Source organism: Blastomonas sp. (genome assembly GCF_030373265.1).
Taxonomy (GTDB): Bacteria; Pseudomonadota; Alphaproteobacteria; order Sphingomonadales; family Sphingomonadaceae; genus Blastomonas.
Genome location: NZ_JAUCZC010000010.1, coordinates 1 through 18140 on the forward strand (window position 1 = coordinate 1; position 18140 = coordinate 18140).

An 18140-nucleotide genomic window follows, 5' to 3' on the forward strand; every position below is an offset into this window, starting at 1 on the left:
CAGGACCTGCCAATTAACAACCGGCCCAGTTGCCGAACTTCCGGATTTAGAACTTTTCTGCCGTTCCGTGGTGATTTGTCGAACGGCAGGTCCCGCCAGAAGCCGACGTCCAGCACTGCGCCGACCAGCTATCGGAGAGCGACAGAGGCTGGGCCGGTTTCGGACTGACAGGTTTCGGGCCGGAACGCGAGATTGCTGTCGATCGTCGGGAGACAACGCCCTGAGCTGGAGTCGACCAAATAAATTCGTAGATCAGCGAACGTCTGATTGCCGTCAGCGGACACCGACTCCGCCACAATAGATGCACGCGCCCGGCGACGGGAGATGCCGCGGCGCATCACCATCGACACCATATTCCCGCAACAGCATATTTGCCTCTTTCAAGATTTGCCATGTTCCGATCGCTGCAATGCGACGTCGGCGCGGTGATGGGCGGTTCCACCGATCGATCGTTGCTGGTACCTAACGATCATTCTAGATACATTTTGATCAGTCAGGCGCTCCCTTTTTCACACCATCAGTTGCAACGAGGATGGACTTGGATCCCTTCACGATCAGCGCGGGCAAGGCCATTCTTGCCGCAGGAGCAAAGCCCAGCATCGCGCAGCTGCGTTTGCAACTGGCGCGGCGGGGGGCGGAATATGCCGATGTCGCAACCTTGGGTACCGCCGACCGCGAAATGGACGAGGCGATCGCCGTTCTGCGGGGTGCATCGGAAACTATACCTGCCGCCATTGCCGCCAAGCTAAAAGGCCTGTTGTCCGGCCGACCGGATAGTTTCGCCGGGGAGGATGCCAAGCGGTTCATCGAGGACGACCGCATTGTCGCGCTCGTAAAAGCCGGAACGCGCAAGACCTTACTTGGTGGCGCGATCGATCAGGAACTCACCGAGGCGCGCGCAATCCATGCCGAGCTGTTCGGTGAAGAAGGCATTTACGGCGAGACCTTGCTCGAGGATGCGATCCGGTTCGCCGCGCTCACGCTTTTCGGCCATCTGAACAGATCCGACCGTGTGACGCTTGATCTGCAAGGCGCGCGCCACGATGAGCTAATTGATGGGATTCAAGCAATTTCGGGCAAGATCGATGAGATCCAGATCAGCGCCGGCTCTCCCGCTGTCGATGCTGAGGTCTTAGATCAGGCGGTGCTTGGCGAAATTCGCAAACTGAGGCGGCAGCGGTTTGTCGCAGTCGATGAATTGATCGAGAAAGTGCGGCAATTGGGGTCGCGACTTGGCCATGGTCTGCAGCAGGCGAGTCCGGGCGTCCGGGCAACGGCCTGTCGCGAGATTGGCGCAACGCTGGCGCGTAGCGGACATCCTAATGAAGCCGAGACTTGGATCAAGAAGGCAGAGGAACTTGGCGTTGATGCGACCTGCGAGCGGGCGCGCCTAGCCATGGCTCGCGACCGCCCGGGCGACGCGATGCTACTTCTTCGGGACCGGCCCGATGCACTCTCGAAAAGCTTGCTGATCGACGCGATTCAGAAGCGCGACGGCGAGGCCAAGGCGCTCGAGTATTTCGAGGACAACTTGCAGCCGGATGAGCTGACCGGGCATGCGTTGCAAGGGATGGGAGGTCGCCTGATACAGGCCGCGAGGTTCGCGGACGCGGAGGCTTTGTTGGCCTCTGCCACGGCCGAACAAATCGACGAGAATCCGTTGATATTGTTTTTTCGGGCACGGCTTCGCATGAGCGGCGCAGTGCCAGCTGACGTTGCCGCACGCTTCATTCATACTGATGGCCTGTTTCCTCACCCTGGTGACGTTCGGGACGATGATGAAGGACAGGAACGGCTGAAGGCTGCTCGCGCCGACCTCATCTTGCTAAAGGAACAGCTTGGCGATCTTGATGCGCCGGACCTGTCCAGCCTTACCGACGTGAACCTTCTCGCGATCGACCTCAACCATGGTGACGCGGACGACCGCAGGCGCGCTCGCGAGGCGCTCGCAAAGCGGCTCGCCGATCCGCGTGAAGCGATGGAGTTAGCGCCGATCGCGGCGCTCTACCGGGTCGAATTGGACTGGGCTGCGATTCGCGCGCGACTTGCCCAAGCCGAGCAACTCGGGGGATACGATGATATCCAGCTGCGCGCGGCCTTCGCCCTCAAAATGCGGGGCGACAGTCATCAGGAGATTTTCGATTTCATCTCCGCCTACCGCGACCGGCTGAAGGACATTCAAGGGGCGGAAACCGTAATCGGCCTGGAGGTCGAGGCACGCGCGCGCCTAGGTGATCTGGACGGCTCTAAGGCACTCCTGACACAGGAACGCGCAAACCTTTCGGACAAGGCTCAGGTGTTTCTCGATTCCGTGATCGCTGAGGCCGCCGGCGAAGATTCGATCAGTGTGCGGCTTGCGCAGTTCGAGGCTTCTAAGGCGACCCACGACTTAGTGCTGCTGGTCGGCGCGCTCGATCTGCATGGTGATGTGCGGCTTGGCGAGTATCTGGTTCAGCTCTGGCGGCAGCGACACCAGATCGAGGACGCACGGCGAGCTTGCGACGCGCTGGTTCGGGCCGGAAAGACCGCGGAGGCCGAAGCGTTTCTGGAAGAGATTGGAGACCTGAGCAGGCAAGACCCGTTCCTGCACACGCACCTTGCCTGGGCGCGGCAGCGCCAGGGTCGATTGCTGGACGCGATCGACGAGTTGGCAGCCTTGGGTGCCGCCGGCGTCGACGATGCAAATACCCGTAGACTGGCCATCCTTGTTGCGGTCGAATCCGGTCGCTGGGCCGAGCTCGAACCCATGGTGCAGAAGGAATTAGCGAAACAGGTCGACCGTAGCGCGGCACAGTTGATGGCTGCTGCGCACGTCGCCCAAGCCATCAACAGCCAGACGGCCATGCCGCTGGCGCGGGCGGCAATCGCAAAGCGCCCTGACGATCCTTCGCTGAACATGAACGGATATACGATCGCCGTGAATGCCGGCTTCGAGCGCAGCGCTGAAGTTAGTGGCTGGTTCGGCACGGCGATGGCAAACTCGACCCCCGAGGGACCGATCTTCTCGAAGGACTTCGAAGAAGTGATCGAGATCGTGAAAGATTCCCGGGCTCAATCCGAGCGCGTAAACGAGCTCGTCAACACGGCCCAAGTGCCGATCTTCATTGCGCTCGGTCGCTCGCGCGGGGCGCAAAGTGGCATGATACTTCTGAGCATGGCCGAAAATGTCGATCAGATCGACAGTCGGCGCCGTACCGTGCTTCCACTCTACGCTGGCAATCGGTCGCCGACTTTCGATCAGGACATTTCCACGGTCGGGTTCGAGCCGCTCGCAATCCTCGTCCTGTATCAGCTCGGCCTTTTGGAGCAGGCCATTCAGGCGTTCGATGCCGTTGTGTTGCCTGCGGGCACGCTCAACAGTTTTTTTGAAGACCGAAAGAACGTCGCGCATTCGCAGCCGAGCCGGATCGCGCAGGCGCGCGAGATCAAGGATAAAATGGGATCAGGCACGCTCGCGGTCGAGGATTTGCCCGCTGGCGATCCCGCGCTTGTGTCTCAGGTCGGCGAAGAATTCGCGCGCCTGTTCCAGGCTGCCGAGGCACGCGAGGGATATGTGGTCGACACCGCGCCGATCCATCCACCGGAAAACCTGCGCGAAGTGGTCGATCCGGCACCTTTCGCGGCCCGCCTTTTGAGCCCGGCCGGGCTGGTTGAGTCCCTCGTCGGGCTAGGGACGTTGAGCGCCGCGCGTGCCCGACAAGCCAGGTCGGCGGTCGCCGGCAGCGGCGTCAGCTGGACTGACGAAATTGCCCCCGAGCAAGCCAAACCGCTATTCCTGACCAATCTGGCGGTCCAGTATCTCAACGATGCGGGCCTGCTGATGATGCTCAAGGCGCATGCCGGCGCGCTGATCGTCCTGCCCGAAGTTGCGAGCCTCGCCGACCGGGAAATCGCGGCCGGAGAAGCAGGCGCGAAAGTCCGCCAAGGCATCGACCAGATTCGTGAAATCTTGTCCGATGCGATTACGAATGGCCGCGCGCGCGTCGGCCCGATGCGACTGCGCAGTGACGAGATGGTCAGCAGCGAAAATGACGACGAAGATGGAAACGAAGAAGGCGAAGACGAAGACCGCGCAACCGATCGCGACATGATGGGCCCGATCGTCAATGCCTTGCGCGATGCGGGCGGGATGGATGCGCTGGTATGCGACGATCGGGCCATGAACAAGTATCTCGAGTTCACGGATCGCACGGGACGAAAAGTGCCGTTTCTGACGACTCCCGATCTACTGGTCATGCTGCACAAGAAGGGCGTGATCAACGAAACGGACCTCGCCGCCGCCCGCGAGAGCCTTCGCAATGGCGGGGCCGGGCTCATGCCGCTTGACCCGCATGAGTTGGTCAACGCCGCACTGTCGAGCAATTGGGAGATTGGTCCGAACGCCGAACTGCGGGCGATCCGCGACAGCATTCATTTGCCACTAGCGCGCAAGGTGATCCAGCTTCCGCAGGAGCGGGTCTGGTTCAAGGCGATGTGCATTGCGATCGCCTTCACCATCAGACGTGTGTGGCAGGAGGTTGAAGACCCCGTTCACGCTGCGCGCGCAGCAAGCTGGCTCCACGACATGATCCCGGATGCAGCCGCCGCGAGCGCGACGGACGAATCTCCCGATCGCGAATTCTGGGTGCAAGACGTGACGCGTCACACCTTGTGGGCGATTGCTTCGATCTTCGCGCTGCCCGAGGGGCGCAGCGAACCATACCAGCAATGGTTTGAGGGCGTGATTGCGCCAGGCGTCGAACGGCGCGATCCGGGAGCAATCGAAGCCATGGCCAAGACTTTGACCGCATTCCTAACCCGGCCAGCGAGCGATGAGGCCAGTGATGGAGAGTGACATTCAGCTCACGCCGGAGGAGGAAACGCGGCTGGTGCTGCGGTCGGCGATCCCCGACCTCCCCGAGGCGGTACGCACCTTCATGCTGTCCGATCCGGTCGTGCTACGGGCGATGGGCCTTCCTGATGGTAACTTCATCCGCCTGTGGGACAAGAGATTTCACCGTCACGAACTATTCGACGCCCTTCGTGCAATCGCTAATGGCCAACCCGTAAAGCTCGCGTCGGTCGATTGCAAGCTTGAGGCAGAAGAGTGCTCGCTCGACGAGGATGGGGCCGGCGTGCTGCGGGCTGGCCAACAGGCCGCCCGCTTTGTCCACGTGGCACTGCTGAGCGACGATGCTGCGAAGCGAATGGCAATGCTCGACGCGATTGTGGCAACAGGCGAAGTTTCCGCGGATCGCGAGGCCGCCTGGCGACTAATTGTTGCACAGGGTCCGCTTGATGAAGCGCACTTGATTACGTTGGAAACCGAGCTCGGCGAGAGTCCTGAGGCGGTGTTTCGCGCAATGGTCCAGGAAATCTCCGCCGGCGAAGCGAGGTTCGACGATCTTGTGCCACTCGAACCGGATCACTATGCCGGGCTTTTGGCAATTGGGCCGAGCGAAGATTTTGACGGCTTCGTGGCACATTGGCTGGTGGCTGCGGCCACGCTCGATACCGCCCGACTGAGCCGGCTTCTCGCGCTCAGCGCCCCTCTCTCGATGCTGAAGGGAGGACTTGTTGCGCAGGCCAGCGACAATCTCAGCGCGCCGGAGCGGGTTTTGCTCGTCCAAAAACTCCAGGGCGTGCCCGATCCGTTCAGCGTGGCCGCGGCGTTCGAGATCGCCTGCCGACATTATTCCGACCCGAAGATGGCGCCGCTCGCAGACGCGATCGCGCCACGGCTCTTCGACAAGGAAGATCCGCTGATCACCAGAAATGCGCCAGCACTGGAATCGCTTGTTGCGATCACAACCGCGCTCACCGCGCGTCACCGCACGCTTGCCGCGTGGCCGCTTTACGCGCGGAGGCTCGGGCGGTTCGTGCACGCGAGCCACCTCCTCCGCCTCTTCGCCGACGCAAATGTCGATCCGGTCATTTTTGAGGATCAAGCGATGCGCAGCTTCGCCCCGCAGGCTCGGCTAGCCGATCTGTGCGACATCCGTGACGCGCCAATCTGGCAGCCGCATCATTTCAATATGGCCATGATCCACACGATGTTGCTCGCTCGGGCGACCGCGGCGATCGCCATCGTCCCGGAAGAAGATCGTCCGGAAAGCTGGATCAAGGCCGGTGAGCGGGCACTTGCCGCACTTGCGGGCAGTGAGTGGGGCCTGTTTCTGTTCGCAGCGACGCCGTTCAACGAATTGCATGACGATTGGCGCGGGTTGACATTGCTCGATGCGGAAGATGTCGAAGCGGCACGATCCGCTTTTACGGCAAAGGACAATCTGGAGCGCTCGCTGAGCGATCTCATTAAGCTTTCGGTGTCATTCGAAGCGCCGGTCAAATCCCGGCATGGCTTAGCGACTGCGTTACCCCCCTTCATCGAGAGCCTCGAAGGCACGAACTTTCTGTTCGCCTGTGAGGTCGTCCTCCAGCTCGCCGCGCGGTGGCGAGACACGGAGCTTTCGGATGCGGTTGTCGATCTGGCGCTCCGCGTCGCGGGCACAGAAGGGCTGGTTGACGCGGGTGCGGCGCCGCGTCTGACAATGCTTGCCGCCGCAGCAGAGGCCGACCCACCGGCTTGGCGCAAGCGTGCTGGCAATATCGCACAGAGCTTCGCTTTTGCGCAGAAGCCCGGCGCACCATCGATCAATCTCATGCGTGCGTTCGAACTTCTGCGGGACTTCGAACCACAGCTCGGTCCTGAGCTATCCTCGGCCCGATCTTTCACGTCGCTCGCATTTGACAGAATTCTGGCCGATCCGAGCTAGACAAAGAAAACCTTCTTTATCTGCGGAAACACTAGTTTCGCGCATCTAACCAGCAGCGAACCTGTCACAGTTTTAGTCGAGGCTGGTCGCATTAGTCGCCGACACCACAACCCGGTCAAGCGCGGGGCTGCGATCGATGAGATCTGGCCGGAGGACGGCGCGTTCTACGCGCCTGCCGACCCCCGCGCCGATGGTCACCGTTGGCCGCTTCATTGCCGCGTCCAGCCCTGGTTCGTAGCGACGCTTGAGCTAGGAGATGATCCGCACGTCCTTTTCTTCGACCCGCTTCGATAGCCACAGCGCGATCGATCCGGGCACGAAAGTGAGCGAAAGGACGAACGCACAGGCGAGTGCGATGATGACGGTCAGCGCCATCGGCACCAACGTCTCGCCCTCAACGTCGGGAAAGGTGAGCAGCGGCACATATTCGCTTCGCTGGAATGGCATGTTTCGGTATCGTGCCAGAATGGTCTGACGTCTGATACTAGGGCGCTTAATTGCTTAACGGCTTTCCTCTGAGCGAATGGAAGGTTGTGGCGAGGGCTGCCGTTCATCGCCCGATCGACAAACGGCGAATGTTGGGTCGATAGTAGAAAGCCTACTCAAATAATCGGGAAGGGGATTGCGCGATACGGCTATCTAGGATCCGAGACGTCAATCAGCCATGGCGGGATAAGGGACGATCGGAGCAATCAATGCCGTATCCAATCAAAAAATGTGGGAGAATGTGAGGGAGTAGATTTTAGAACATCTTAAAAAGCTAGCTGTTACAATGCGATAGGTAAATAGTTCGATACAAGCCCTGCCACCACCCTCTTCTCCAAGAGGGTTTGCTGAAATCCGCTGACACGCCTGCTTCAGAAGAGCCCTGCGAACATTGTCCATTCGGCGATTTCACGAAGTGCTCGCCGTGGTGCTCCTGATCCACTAAACATGGCGCATGGCAGATAAATTCGAACGACATCGACAACCGTGGACCAGCGCAGAGCTCCAGAAACTCCATGCATTGGCGAAAAAGGGCATTCCTTTGAAGGCCATGGCCAAAGCGCTGACTCGCAGCGAGGAATCGGTGAAGGAACGCGCCAAGGCGGACGGACTGCCCATCAAGAAGCTCAGATAACGATGGGCGAAACACTCCAGGACCTGCAGCTGAAAATGGACGCTGCGGCACGCGCCTTGGACTTCGAGGAAGCCAAGCGATGCCGGGACAAGATCAGCCTGATACGCGGCGGCGCTTCGGCCTCAGAAGCCGAGCAGGCCGATTTGTCGGGTGTGGAACGGCAGCAGCCGGGCGCAATGGGCCTGGGATCCAGCCAGCAGCGCGTGACGCCCCCTAAAGGCTGGAAGCCACCGCCGAAGCCCGATCCGATGACATCCGGCAAAACCGCTCCCCGCAAACCGCGCAAAGGATAACGACCACCGCGTGCGATGCCGCGCCTGCGCGTGGTCTCGCCGGAAAAGCAACGATATGGCGATAGCAATCTGGGCCTGAGGGGCAACGCACCGTAGGTTGGGCGCGATGCAGCCTTGGCAAGGCTAGCGCGATTGGGCACAACGCGCTGATGATAGAGATCATCCGCATTCCCGCCCTTTCCGACAATTACATCTGGTTGGCGCACGAGCCCGACAGCGGCGAGACGCTTGTCATCGATCCCGCCGAGGCCGAGCCGGTGCTGGCGGCAGCCGCCGAGAGCGGTTGGAACATCACCCAAATCTGGAACACCCATTGGCACCCTGATCATGTCGGCGGAAATGCTGCGATCAAGGCGGCGACCGGGTGCACGATCACCGGACCTGCAGCCGAGCAGGACCGGATCGGGACACTCGACAAGATGGTGCGCGAAGGGGACACGGTTGCGCTGGGTGCACTGCGCGCCGAGGTAATCGACGTGCCGGCGCACACCAGCGGCCACATCGCCTATCATTTTGCAGAAGCAGCGGTGATCTTCGTCGGTGATACTTTGTTCGCGATGGGCTGTGGGCGGCTGTTCGAGGGCACGCCCGCGCAGATGTACGACAATATGCAGCGCCTGTCGGCGCTGCCTGGCGAGACCGAGGTCTATTGCGCGCACGAATACACCCAGTCGAACGGCCGCTATGCGCTGGTGGCCGAGCCCGCGAACGCCGCAATCGTCGAGCGCATGGCCGAGGTCGACGCGATGCGCGCGCGCGGCGAGGCGACGGTGCCGACCACCATCGCGCTCGAACGCGCCACCAACCCGTTCATGCGCGCCACGAGCGCCGATGAACTGGCCGAGCGTCGCGCCGCCAAGGACAGCTTCAAGGGCTGACGGCGGCGCTGCTCGGGCTAAGGGCTTTCACTCCTCGGCGGCCACCTTGGGCACCGGCTGGAAATCGCGCACGAACGCTTCGAGCAGTCGCACGCCATAGCCGGTCGACCCGGCAGCCTTGGTATCCCCGCCGCTGCCCCACGCCATTCCGGCGATGTCGATGTGCGCCCAAGGTGTCTCGGGCTTGATGAAGGCGCCGATGAAGTGCGCGCCGGCGCCCGCTCCGGCACCGCTGGCACCCGAATTCTTGATATCGGCAATGGTCGATTTGGTATCCTCGGCATAGCTGGGGTGCAGCGGCATCCTCCACAGCGCGTCACCGCTCTTCTCGCCAGCCTGCAGCAACTGATCCGCCAGCGGACTGTGGCGGCTGAACAGCCCGGCATAATCATCACCCAAAGCGGTGACGATCGATCCGGTCAGCGTGGCGATATCGACGATCGCGGCGGGGTTGAGCCTGGCATCGGCATAGGCCACCGCATCGGCGAGCACCAGGCGGCCTTCGGCATCGGTCGAGATGATCTCGATGGTCTTGCCGTTCATCGCCTGCAGGACGTCCGAAGGGCGCGCGGCATTGCCATCGGGCATGTTTTCGGACAATGCGGCGACCGCGACGACGTCCACCGGCGCGCGCGATTTCGACAGCGCCAGCACCGCCCCGACCACGCTTGCGGCGCCAGACATGTCGAACTTCATGTCGCCCATGCCACCGCTGTTCTTGATCGAGATCCCGCCGCTATCGAAGGTAATGCCCTTGCCGGCCAGAACCACGGGCCCGCCGGATGGTGCGCCGCGCCCGGCATAGCGCACGATCAGCATCCGCGGCGGCCGCGCCGATCCGCGGCCCGATCCCAGGATCGAGCCCATTCCCAGCCGCTCCATCGCGGGCACGTCGAGCACCTCGATGCTGACCCCCGGCACCCCGGAAAAGGCAGCGCGGGCGCGCTCGACGAAGCTTTCTGGATACACGACGTTGCCGGGCTCGTTTGACAGGTCGCGCGCGAACGCCATCGCCTCAACCAGGGGCTTGCCGCGCCCTTCATACAAGGTCCGCGCGCCATCGGCGGCGTCGGTGACGATCGATGTGCCCGCCATCGCTTCGGCCTGCAGCGCCTTGGCATTATAGATGTCCGAGCGATACTCGCCGATGCCCATGCCTGTTGCGATCTCGGCTGCGGCTTCGGCGGGCAGGCCGGTGGCCAGCACGGTGACCGGCCCCTTGTCCTTCATCAAGGCGCGCCCGGCCAAGGTTCCCAGCTTCTGGAGCGCGGCAGGGCTCATGTCGGACCCGGTGCTGACCACATGAATGCGGTCCCAGCCGCCGATGCCGCGCAGCGACAGCGCGCCTTGCGTGGCATAATCGAACTCGGCCGAGCCGAGCGCGCGGGCAACAGCGCTGCGTTCCGCTTCGCTCAGCGCACTGGCGCGGGTGGCAAGATCGGTTTCGCTCGCCAACGGCAGAACCAGAGTGCCCGTCATCGCGGCGGGGGCTGCGACAAACGCAACCGCCCGCTGCTGCTGCCTTGCGGCTTTCAGCGTCAGCGATGGCGCGACGGCGTCTGCACTGCGGGTCTGCGCGATGACAGGAGAGGCCCAGGCGGCTGCCGACAAGACAATCGAAAGACCCGCGGAGATCGCGTTGCGTGAACTGAGCATGTGAAGAGCACCCTTTGCATGTGATTATATACGGTTGCCATTTCAGCAGCATAGCCATGGGGCGGCAAGCCTTTATCCGGGCAAGGACAACATAGGCCATTGCGCATCCTCGCGGTGGCCCCCATTGTCGGGTCATGTTCAGCCCGATCGTCATCGCCGCCATCGCCTGGGCCGTCATTCTGGGCGGAGCGGGGGGCCTGCTGACCGAGATCGGGAGCTGGTACAAGAACCTCAAGAAGCCAAGCTGGCAACCCCCCGACTGGCTTTTCGGCCCTGCCTGGACGATCATACTCGGGGCCGCGGCTTGGGCGCTGGTGCTGTCGTGGAACGGCGCCACCACCGATGCCGATCGCGGCATCATCATCGCGCTGTATGCGGCCAATTTCGTTTTCCACCTGTTGTGGTCACCTTTGTTCTTCAAGCTGCACCGGCCTGACTGGGCTCAGGTAGAGGTCGTGTTCCTGTGGGCTTCGGTGTTCGCGATGTGCATCTGGCTGCGGCAATATTCGGTGCTCGCAAGCTGGCTGATCGTGCCTTACCTTGTGTGGGTGAGCTTTGCCGCCATCCTCAACGCCAAGATCGTGCGCCTCAACCGGCCGTTCGGCAAGGCTGCATCCTCCTGATTTCTTGCGGGATACCGAAATCCTTCGGTCCAAAACGCTTTGTCTGTTCTTAAAGTGTGTTAACTTCGGTTGACACTTTTCAGGGAGGTAATGTGACCGATCAGAAGACGCAGATCGTGGTCGTCGGCGGCGGGGCAGGGGGGCTTGAACTGGTGCGCAGGCTGGGCAGCAAGTATGGCCGCGACAAGCACGACATCATTCTGGTCGATCGCAACCTCACCCATATCTGGAAGCCGCTGCTGCACGAGGTGGCCGCCGGATCGCTTGACGCCAATCTTGATGAGGTTGGCTATGGCGGTCATGCCGTGCGCTGGGGCTATCGCTTCTTCAACGGTGCGCTTGAAAGCATCGACCGCACCTCCAAGCACATCACCACCGCGCCATTGATCGACGACCAGGGCAGGGAGGTGATCGGACGACACCGGATTCGCTACGATTATCTGGTGTTGGCGTTCGGCGGCGTCTCCAACGATTTCGGGACGCCGGGCGTGCGCGAACATTCGCATTTCCTGGAGCACCGCGCGCAGGCCGACAGCTTCCGCCAGCGGCTGCTCAATGCATGTCTGCGCGCCAATCACGCGCACAACACCGGCAATCCGGACGCCAAGGTGCGGATCTGCATCATCGGCGGCGGCGCGACCGGGGTCGAACTTTCCGCCGAGCTCTACAACGCCGCCAAGGCGTTGCGAAACTATGGGCTGGAGGTGTTCGACGAAGCCAAGCTCGAGGTCACCCTGGTTGAAGCGGGCCCGCGCATCCTGCCGCAGATCGACGCCGAACTGGCGGGGGTGGCGAAGCGCGAGCTAGAACAGCTGGGCGTCAACGTTCGAGAGAACACCCAAGTGGTCCTGGTCAAGGAAGATCGCGTGGAGACTCGCGATGGCGACGCAATACCTGCCGATCTTATTGTCTGGGCAGCAGGGGTGAAGGGCGCCGATGGCGTCAGCGAGATGAGCGATCTCGAACTCAACCGGCTTGGCCAGTTCGTCGTCCGCCCGACGCTGCAGACCACGCTCGACGACCATATCTTCGCTCTGGGCGACTGCGCGTCGTGCATCCTGCCGGGAGAGGAACGCCCCGTGCCGCCACGCGCACAGTCCGCGCACCAGATGGCGAGCCATATCTTCGACAATCTCTGCCGGGTGCAGGCGGGCAAGCCGATGCGCGACTTCGTCTACAAGGACCACGGATCCTTGGTGTCGCTCAGCCGCTTCTCGACCGTGGGCAGCCTGATGGGCAACCTCGTCGGCGGGCGCATGGCGGTCGAAGGCCGGCTGGCGCGCTGGGCGTACCAGTCGCTCTACCGCATGCACCTGATCGCGATTCACGGCTGGGTGCGTGGCATCTCGCTGATCGTGATCGGTCACGTCAACCAGATCGTGCGGCCGAAGCTGAAGCTGCATTGAGGGGGAGGGGCGCCCGTCGGCTATCTACCGAGCGCCCAGCCCACCTCCGCTCAGGCTGAGCGGGCGCTGGTGCCATCATGACGTCATCCGACGAGCCGCATTCCGCAACCGGCGTTTTGCCGACTTTCAGACCCGGGCGTGGATCACAAATAGGCATCCGGCGCGCCAAGCAGCGCGCGAACGCCATCATGGAAGTGGTCCGTAGACGGCTCCTTGAGCTGAAAGCTGTGCAGTTGGTCCTCGCCTTCGATCGGCTGCAGTTCGAAGTTTCCGCTTTCCAAAAGCCCTGCCACCCAAGCGAGGAAATGACCCAGCGATTCGGCGAGAACGACCTTCACGTCTTCATCCCGCCCGAAGATGATGACCTGGCCGACGCGGCCAGCCGGCCAAGGATCGAAATCCAGCCCGATGCTGTTGCCTCCCCCGTCGCGGGTGAGCGGCACCCAGGCGGGGTTGATGTACGCTGGGTCCACTGCGCCATCGGGCCATGACCCGCCCGAGATGGCGTACCGGTCGCCGTCGATATCCTCCAACGTCTCCTGCCAAAGTTGATGCTCCGCGACGACGTCTTCCAGCGGCAACAACGGAAGACCGTAGATGTGACCGCAAAGGTCATCGTGCTCACCGTCGTGCCATCGATAGAGATCGCGGAATGCCTGCGGCAACTTCAGGCCGATCGATTGCTCGGCCGCATCGATCTGAGCGTCCGTCGCTGGCGGATTGAAGCCATATTCGGGCAACGGCAGATTGGCTGCATACCAGGCATCAAGCCGCGCAAGCACCGGCGCAATGTCCTCATCAAGCATAGGCTTGGGGGTGCCGGCTGGGCGTTCGGGCGTGTCCGTCATTTTCCTTTTGACCTTTCTGTTGCGCTGACGCGTGGCGGAGGCATCACGCAGCAACCCAGCGAGCACCATCGTGCCCAGTGCCAAGCCGCCGATCAGCAGGTTACGTCTCGTCCGATCCATGTCCTCCAACTGCCGCTTGCGGGCCCACGGCCAGTCTCTGCCATTCCACCCGACGCAACCTTTCTAAAACAGCTCCCCCTGCATCCCGTCCGCAGGGGATCGAAACCCCTCGACCGACAGCCGCCACGCATGCCGGTTCAGCCCCGCGCGCTTGAGTGCGATCCGGAAGCGGGTGCGGATAAGCTCGGCCCACGGCCCTTGGCCGCGCATCCGGGTGCCGAAATCGGGGTCGTTGTCGCGGCCGCCGCGCATCTCCTGGATGATGCCCATCACCTTGGCCGCGCGGTCGGGGAAATGGGCGTCAAGCCATGCGCGGAACAGCGGCGCAACTTCGTGCGGCAGGCGGACCGGGATGAACGAGGCCGACAGCGCTCCCGCCTCGGCCCCGGCGGCGACCACCGCCTCGATCTCGTGATCGGTGATGGCAGGGATCACCGGCGAGACGTTCATGTGCACCGGGATGCCGCGCTCGGCCAAAGCGTTGATCGCTGCCAGCCGCTTGCGTGGGGTGGCAGCGCGGGGTTCGAGCGTGCGCGCGATGGCGCCGTCGAGCGTGGTCACCGACAGCGCGACCGCGACCAGATCATGCCTCGCCATCTCGGCCAGCAGCTCCATGTCGGCCAGCACCCTATCCGACTTGGTGGTGATCGCCACCGGATTGCGCGCTTCCAGGCACACCTCGAGGATATCGCGGGTGATGCGATAATCGGCCTCGATCGGCTGATACGGATCGGTGTTGGTGCCCAGCGCGATGACCTTGGGCACATAGCCCGGCTTGCGCAGCGTCGCGCGCAACAGCTTGGCGGCATCAGGCTTGGCGAACAGGCGGCTTTCGAAGTCGAGCCCCGGCGACAGATCGAGCCAGGCATGGGTGGGCCGCGCATAGCAATAGATGCAGCCATGCTCGCAGCCGCGATAGGCGTTGACCGACTGGTCGAACGGCAGGTCGGGCGAGGTGTTGCGAGACAGGATGGATCGGGGATGTTCGACAGTTACCGTGGTGCGCAGCGGCGGCAATGCGTCATCGATCGACGCCTGAACGTCAAGCCAATCGCCGTCGGCCTCGCGCACCGGCAGCCCGAAGCGCTGGGAAGCCTGATTGGCCGGGGCGCCGCGACCCCTGACAGGTGGCAGAATTGACATGTCTGCAAAGTGAAACAAAAACGGAACAAATGCAATAGGCCTGGTGGCATGGCGCTTTTGGGGCGGCCATCGCTTGCTATCGCGGCGCGCAGATGCTTTGGCTTTGGTATGATTACGGTTTCTCTCGACATTGCGCTGCTCGTCATCGGCACGCTGCTCCTGACGACGGTGATCGCTGGCACGTTGACTAGCCGCTTCGGGCTCCCCGCGCTGATTGGGTTTCTTGGTCTTGGCATGCTTGCCGGCGTGGATGGCCCCGGCGGAATGCGATTCGACGATTATGTGCTGACGCAGGGAGTCGGCGTTGCCTGCCTGATCTTCATCCTGTTTTCGGGCGGCATGGACACCCGCTGGACGTCTGTGCGGCCGATGGTGCGGCCGGCGCTGGTTCTGGCGACCTTCGGTGTGGCGATCAGCGCGCTGGTCATTGCGCTTGCAGCGGTGCTGCTGCTGGATTTCAATTGGTTCCAGGGCTTCCTGCTCGGATCGGTGATCGCCTCGACCGATGCGGCCGCGGTGTTTGCGATCCTGCGCTCGACCGGGATCGACATGAGTGGCCAGGTGCCGGCGCTGATCGAACTCGAATCGGGAACCAACGATCCGATGGCGATCTTCATGGTCGGCGCGGCTTTGCTGTTCATCGCGCAACCCGGTGCATCCCCGCTGGCTCTGGTCCCAGACTTTTTCGGCCAGATGGCATTGGGCACCGGCATTGGTCTGGCCATCGGCTGGTTGCTGCCCGAGCTTTTGAAACGCAGATTCTACCAGAGCAGCGGGCTCGCGTTCGTGATCTCGATCGCAGCAGCGCTGATCGGCTACGGCCTGGCAGAAGTCGTCGGCGGCAACGGATTTCTGGCGGCCTATGTCGCAGGCCTGGTCGCGGGCAACCGCGCCTACGACGCGCGGCGCATCATTTCGACCTTCCAGGATGGTCTTGCCTGGCTGGGGCAGGTGGTGATGTTCCTGACGCTCGGTCTGCTGGTGGCGCCGAGCAACCTGCTCGATGTGATTGCGCCGGGGCTGGGGATCACCTTCGTGCTGATGTTCGTGGCGCGCCCGCTCAGCGTGTTTATATGCCTCGCGCCTTTCCGCAGGCTCGACTGGCGTGCCAAGCTGTTCGTGTCATGGGCGGGGCTGCGCGGCGCAGTGCCGATCGTGCTCGCCACCTTCCCGATGGTGGCAGGCGTGCCAGGCGCGTTCACCATCTTCAATATCGTGTTCTTCGTCGTCTTGCTGTCGAGCGTCATCCAGGGTCCGAGCATCAAGTGGGTGGCGACACGGCTGGGCATAGGCGTAAAGGAACCCGCGCATAAGGCGCCGGCAGCCGTCCCGCCGGGCTAAACGAACCTAGTGCGGCGTTTTCCTTTCCGACTGCCAGCCAAAGCGTTGCCGCTCAGGCCAGTGCCGGTTGGGGCTTTTGACCCGCACTGCGCTTCAGGATGTCTTCCACCGCGCGCAGCGAGCTTTCATCGTCGACATCGATCGCCAGCCTGCCGTCTTCGAAAACGACCGGGCGCACATCGACACCGAGCCGCGCGGACACCCGTTCGAACATCTTTTCCACTGTGAACCAGCCCGTCCGGTACATCAGCGCCGATAACAGCCCGAAGGTCTTGAGCATCCGGCCCTTGGTCTTGAGGAACTGGCCTCCTGTGCGGAAGGCCTCGGCGGCATGGATCGCGCGTGGGCCCCGCAGCAGGAACAGGTTGCAGTTGGAAAACCCGCCATTGCGGAACTCGTAATAGCGGTTCTTACCCGTGGGATGCGCCGCGATGATCTGCTCCTTGCGGGCCAGCGCGACCAGGGCATCGGCGCCGGGGCGAGCCTTGAGCATCGCCATGATCGCTTGCGGCGTCAGTAGCGCATTGTCTGCGGTGGTGATCAGCACCGGGTAGTGCGCTTGGGCGACGGCAAGCGCGACGCTTTCGACGAGATTCGCCTGGGCTTCGACGGCTGCAATCCGGTTCTGTTCCAGCAGACGCTTCACCACAGGTATGTCGGCGATGACCGAGAAATCCTCGATCGAGACGCGGATCTGCGCGTCGGGCAGAGTCAAAGCGATGGTTTCCAGCACATGCGAGATCAGCGGCTGATCGAGCACAGGAATGATGCATTTGTGCGAAACGCCGCGCGCGCCGGCGAGAGCGTCGAGAGCGCCGGACCGTTTGCCGGCCAGCACGATAACAGTTGTCTGAGACATGGGACATCTTCAGCGCCTGTGCGCCGACGGCCTTGGGCCGGCTGCGGTGCAGGGTGGGTGGGATCAGAGGCTAATCAAGCCCGTTGCTTCCTGGATGTATCACGTCAGAAGGGGCGGTCCGCGCGGTCCCGAAGATCCGGCCAGCCTGGGCCGAAGCGTCAGCATGGTCGGCGGCCAGGACGCTATCTGGATGGTTGGGTGATCGGAACACCATGTCGGTTCAGCCCTGGGCAGCAATATCGCGGTGGCAAAGGAAATGTCGACCTTGCAGCCCGCACCACCCGTTTCATGCGCGCCAGCCGCGGGCCGGGTGGAAGACCCCTTCGCCATCAGCTCGTCACAATTCATTGCTGTCCGCGAAGAGCGGCCGGTGACCTCGAGATCATCGAGGTTGGTGTCAACCGCGACAAAACTCAAGGTTGCCAGCATGGCCAGCATCAGCCCCAGAATGGCAAAATTGAATGCCTTCGAGACGCCGTGCCTTAGAAGGTGGGCCGCAGTCACGCTGCCGAGTTTGCACGTGGAGGCCCGGCCAACGCAAGCGTGGACCAGGACAAAACTCGGGCCCGCGCCTTATGTCTCGCGCAGCCTCGGCATCAGCTCGATGAAATTGCAGGGACGGTTGCGGCTGTCGAGCTGCTCGCTCAGGATCCCGTTCCAGCCATCCTTGACCGCACCGTTCGATCCGGGCAGCGCGAAGATGTAGGTGCCGCGCGACAGCACCGCGCAGGCGCGCGACTGGACTGTGCTGGTGCCGATGGTCTGATAGCTCAGCCAGCGGAAAAGCTCACCAAAACCCGGAATGTCCTTTTCCTTCACCCTGTCGAGCGCCTCGGGGGTGATGTCGCGCCCGGTCAGGCCGGTCCCACCGGTGGAAATGATCGCGTCGATTTCGGTATCGTCGATCCAGTTGTTCAGCCGGACCACGAGCCGCTCGACATCATCGCGCTCGATCGCACGGGTGACCAGCCTATGGCCCTTGGCGGTGATCAGTCCGGCAAGGATGTCGCCCGACGTGTCATCGGCGGAGGTGCGCGTATCCGATATCGTCAGCAGCGCTATGTTGATGGGTTTGAAGACCCGCGATTCGTCTATGGCCAT

General features: G+C 62.5%; 14 protein-coding genes and 1 pseudogene. 8 read left to right on the forward strand and 7 right to left on the reverse strand.

The features are described from left to right. Window positions 1-532 precede the first annotated feature (532 nt). A complete protein-coding gene (locus QUV11_RS07730; protein WP_300881396.1) occupies window positions 533-4834 on the forward strand; it encodes a hypothetical protein in 4302 nt (1433 codons plus the stop codon). Beyond that, a complete protein-coding gene (locus tag QUV11_RS07735) occupies window positions 4824-6752 on the forward strand; it encodes a hypothetical protein (RefSeq protein ID WP_300881397.1) in 1929 nt (642 codons plus the stop codon). Before QUV11_RS07730 ends, QUV11_RS07735 begins: the two co-directional genes overlap by 11 nt. Window positions 6753-6926: 174 nt before the next feature. Here the strand turns inward: QUV11_RS07735 and QUV11_RS07740 are convergent. After that, window positions 6927-7262 (reverse strand): annotated as a pseudogene (locus QUV11_RS07740) (efflux RND transporter permease subunit); the annotation flags it as partial. A gap of 430 nt (window positions 7263-7692) precedes the next feature. Between QUV11_RS07740 and QUV11_RS07745 the strand changes: the two are divergent. The 3 genes from QUV11_RS07745 (at window position 7693) to gloB (ending at window position 9043) form a co-directional block, all read left to right on the forward strand. Continuing rightward, complete coding sequence (locus QUV11_RS07745; protein WP_300881398.1) at window positions 7693-7872, forward strand: hypothetical protein; 180 nt, start codon at window positions 7693-7695, stop codon at window positions 7870-7872. 2 nt (window positions 7873-7874) lie between these two features. After that, window positions 7875-8165 carry a UvrB/UvrC motif-containing protein gene (locus QUV11_RS07750; protein WP_300881399.1) on the forward strand — a complete coding sequence of 97 codons (291 nt, stop codon included), beginning with the start codon at window positions 7875-7877 and terminating at the stop codon, window positions 8163-8165. Window positions 8166-8314: 149 nt separating this feature from the next. Continuing rightward, complete coding sequence (gene gloB / locus QUV11_RS07755) at window positions 8315-9043, forward strand: hydroxyacylglutathione hydrolase (RefSeq protein WP_300881400.1); 729 nt, start codon at window positions 8315-8317, stop codon at window positions 9041-9043. A 27-nt stretch (window positions 9044-9070) separates the two neighbouring features. Here gloB and QUV11_RS07760 read toward each other — a convergent pair whose 3' ends face one another. Next, entirely contained in the window at window positions 9071-10699 is a 1629-nt protein-coding gene (locus QUV11_RS07760; protein ID WP_300881401.1) for a M17 family metallopeptidase, read from the reverse strand. Between the two features lie 134 nt (window positions 10700-10833). Here QUV11_RS07760 and QUV11_RS07765 point away from each other — a divergent pair, with 134 nt between their 5' ends. Continuing rightward, the gene (locus tag QUV11_RS07765) at window positions 10834-11322 is read left to right on the forward strand and encodes a TspO/MBR family protein (RefSeq protein ID WP_300881402.1); all 489 of its coding nucleotides are present in this window, start codon (window positions 10834-10836) and stop codon (window positions 11320-11322) included. A gap of 92 nt (window positions 11323-11414) precedes the next feature. Beyond that, window positions 11415-12728, forward strand: coding sequence for an NAD(P)/FAD-dependent oxidoreductase (locus QUV11_RS07770; protein WP_300881403.1), 1314 nt, complete (start codon window positions 11415-11417; stop codon window positions 12726-12728). A 143-nt stretch (window positions 12729-12871) separates the two neighbouring features. Here QUV11_RS07770 and QUV11_RS07775 read toward each other — a convergent pair whose 3' ends face one another. Together QUV11_RS07775 and QUV11_RS07780 are read right to left on the reverse strand one after the other, a co-directional pair. Continuing rightward, complete coding sequence (locus tag QUV11_RS07775; RefSeq protein ID WP_300881510.1) at window positions 12872-13696, reverse strand: SMI1/KNR4 family protein; 825 nt, start codon at window positions 13694-13696, stop codon at window positions 12872-12874. Between the two features lie 63 nt (window positions 13697-13759). Next, entirely contained in the window at window positions 13760-14839 is a 1080-nt protein-coding gene (locus QUV11_RS07780; RefSeq protein WP_300881404.1) for a PA0069 family radical SAM protein, read from the reverse strand. A 108-nt stretch (window positions 14840-14947) separates the two neighbouring features. Between QUV11_RS07780 and QUV11_RS07785 the strand changes: the two genes are divergently transcribed. Then, entirely contained in the window at window positions 14948-16180 is a 1233-nt protein-coding gene (locus tag QUV11_RS07785) for a potassium/proton antiporter (RefSeq protein ID WP_300881405.1), read from the forward strand. Window positions 16181-16232: 52 nt separating this feature from the next. On the opposite strand, the gene QUV11_RS07790 is transcribed toward QUV11_RS07785, so the two are convergent. The 3 genes from QUV11_RS07790 to moaB all read right to left on the reverse strand — a co-directional run bounded on the left by QUV11_RS07790 (window position 16233) and on the right by moaB (window position 18140). After that, window positions 16233-17039: an NTP transferase domain-containing protein gene (locus tag QUV11_RS07790; RefSeq protein ID WP_300881406.1), complete on the reverse strand. Its 807-nt coding sequence runs from the start codon at window positions 17037-17039 to the stop codon at window positions 16233-16235. Window positions 17040-17138: 99 nt separating this feature from the next. Next, entirely contained in the window at window positions 17139-17543 is a 405-nt protein-coding gene (locus QUV11_RS07795; RefSeq protein ID WP_300881407.1) for a hypothetical protein, read from the reverse strand. A gap of 69 nt (window positions 17544-17612) precedes the next feature. Continuing rightward, window positions 17613-18140 (reverse strand): molybdenum cofactor biosynthesis protein B, encoded by a 528-nt coding sequence (gene moaB / locus QUV11_RS07800; RefSeq protein ID WP_300881408.1) that lies wholly within the window; start codon window positions 18138-18140, stop codon window positions 17613-17615.

Coding starts and splice junctions, on each gene's coding strand:
- QUV11_RS07750 (WP_300881399.1), top strand. CDS start 7,875: ATGGGCGAAACACTCCAGGACCTGCAGCTGAAAATGGACGCTGCGGCA.
- gloB (WP_300881400.1), top strand. CDS start 8,315: ATGATAGAGATCATCCGCATTCCCGCCCTTTCCGACAATTACATCTGG.
- QUV11_RS07760 (WP_300881401.1), bottom strand. CDS start 10,699: ATGCTCAGTTCACGCAACGCGATCTCCGCGGGTCTTTCGATTGTCTTG.
- QUV11_RS07780 (WP_300881404.1), bottom strand. CDS start 14,839: ATGTCAATTCTGCCACCTGTCAGGGGTCGCGGCGCCCCGGCCAATCAG.
- QUV11_RS07765 (WP_300881402.1), top strand. CDS start 10,834: ATGTTCAGCCCGATCGTCATCGCCGCCATCGCCTGGGCCGTCATTCTG.
- QUV11_RS07735 (WP_300881397.1), top strand. CDS start 4,824: ATGGAGAGTGACATTCAGCTCACGCCGGAGGAGGAAACGCGGCTGGTG.
- moaB (WP_300881408.1), bottom strand. CDS start 18,140: ATGGCCATAGACGAATCGCGGGTCTTCAAACCCATCAACATAGCGCTG.
- QUV11_RS07785 (WP_300881405.1), top strand. CDS start 14,948: ATGATTACGGTTTCTCTCGACATTGCGCTGCTCGTCATCGGCACGCTG.
- QUV11_RS07775 (WP_300881510.1), bottom strand. CDS start 13,696: ATGGATCGGACGAGACGTAACCTGCTGATCGGCGGCTTGGCACTGGGC.
- QUV11_RS07730 (WP_300881396.1), top strand. CDS start 533: ATGGACTTGGATCCCTTCACGATCAGCGCGGGCAAGGCCATTCTTGCC.
- QUV11_RS07745 (WP_300881398.1), top strand. CDS start 7,693: ATGGCAGATAAATTCGAACGACATCGACAACCGTGGACCAGCGCAGAG.
- QUV11_RS07790 (WP_300881406.1), bottom strand. CDS start 17,039: ATGTCTCAGACAACTGTTATCGTGCTGGCCGGCAAACGGTCCGGCGCT.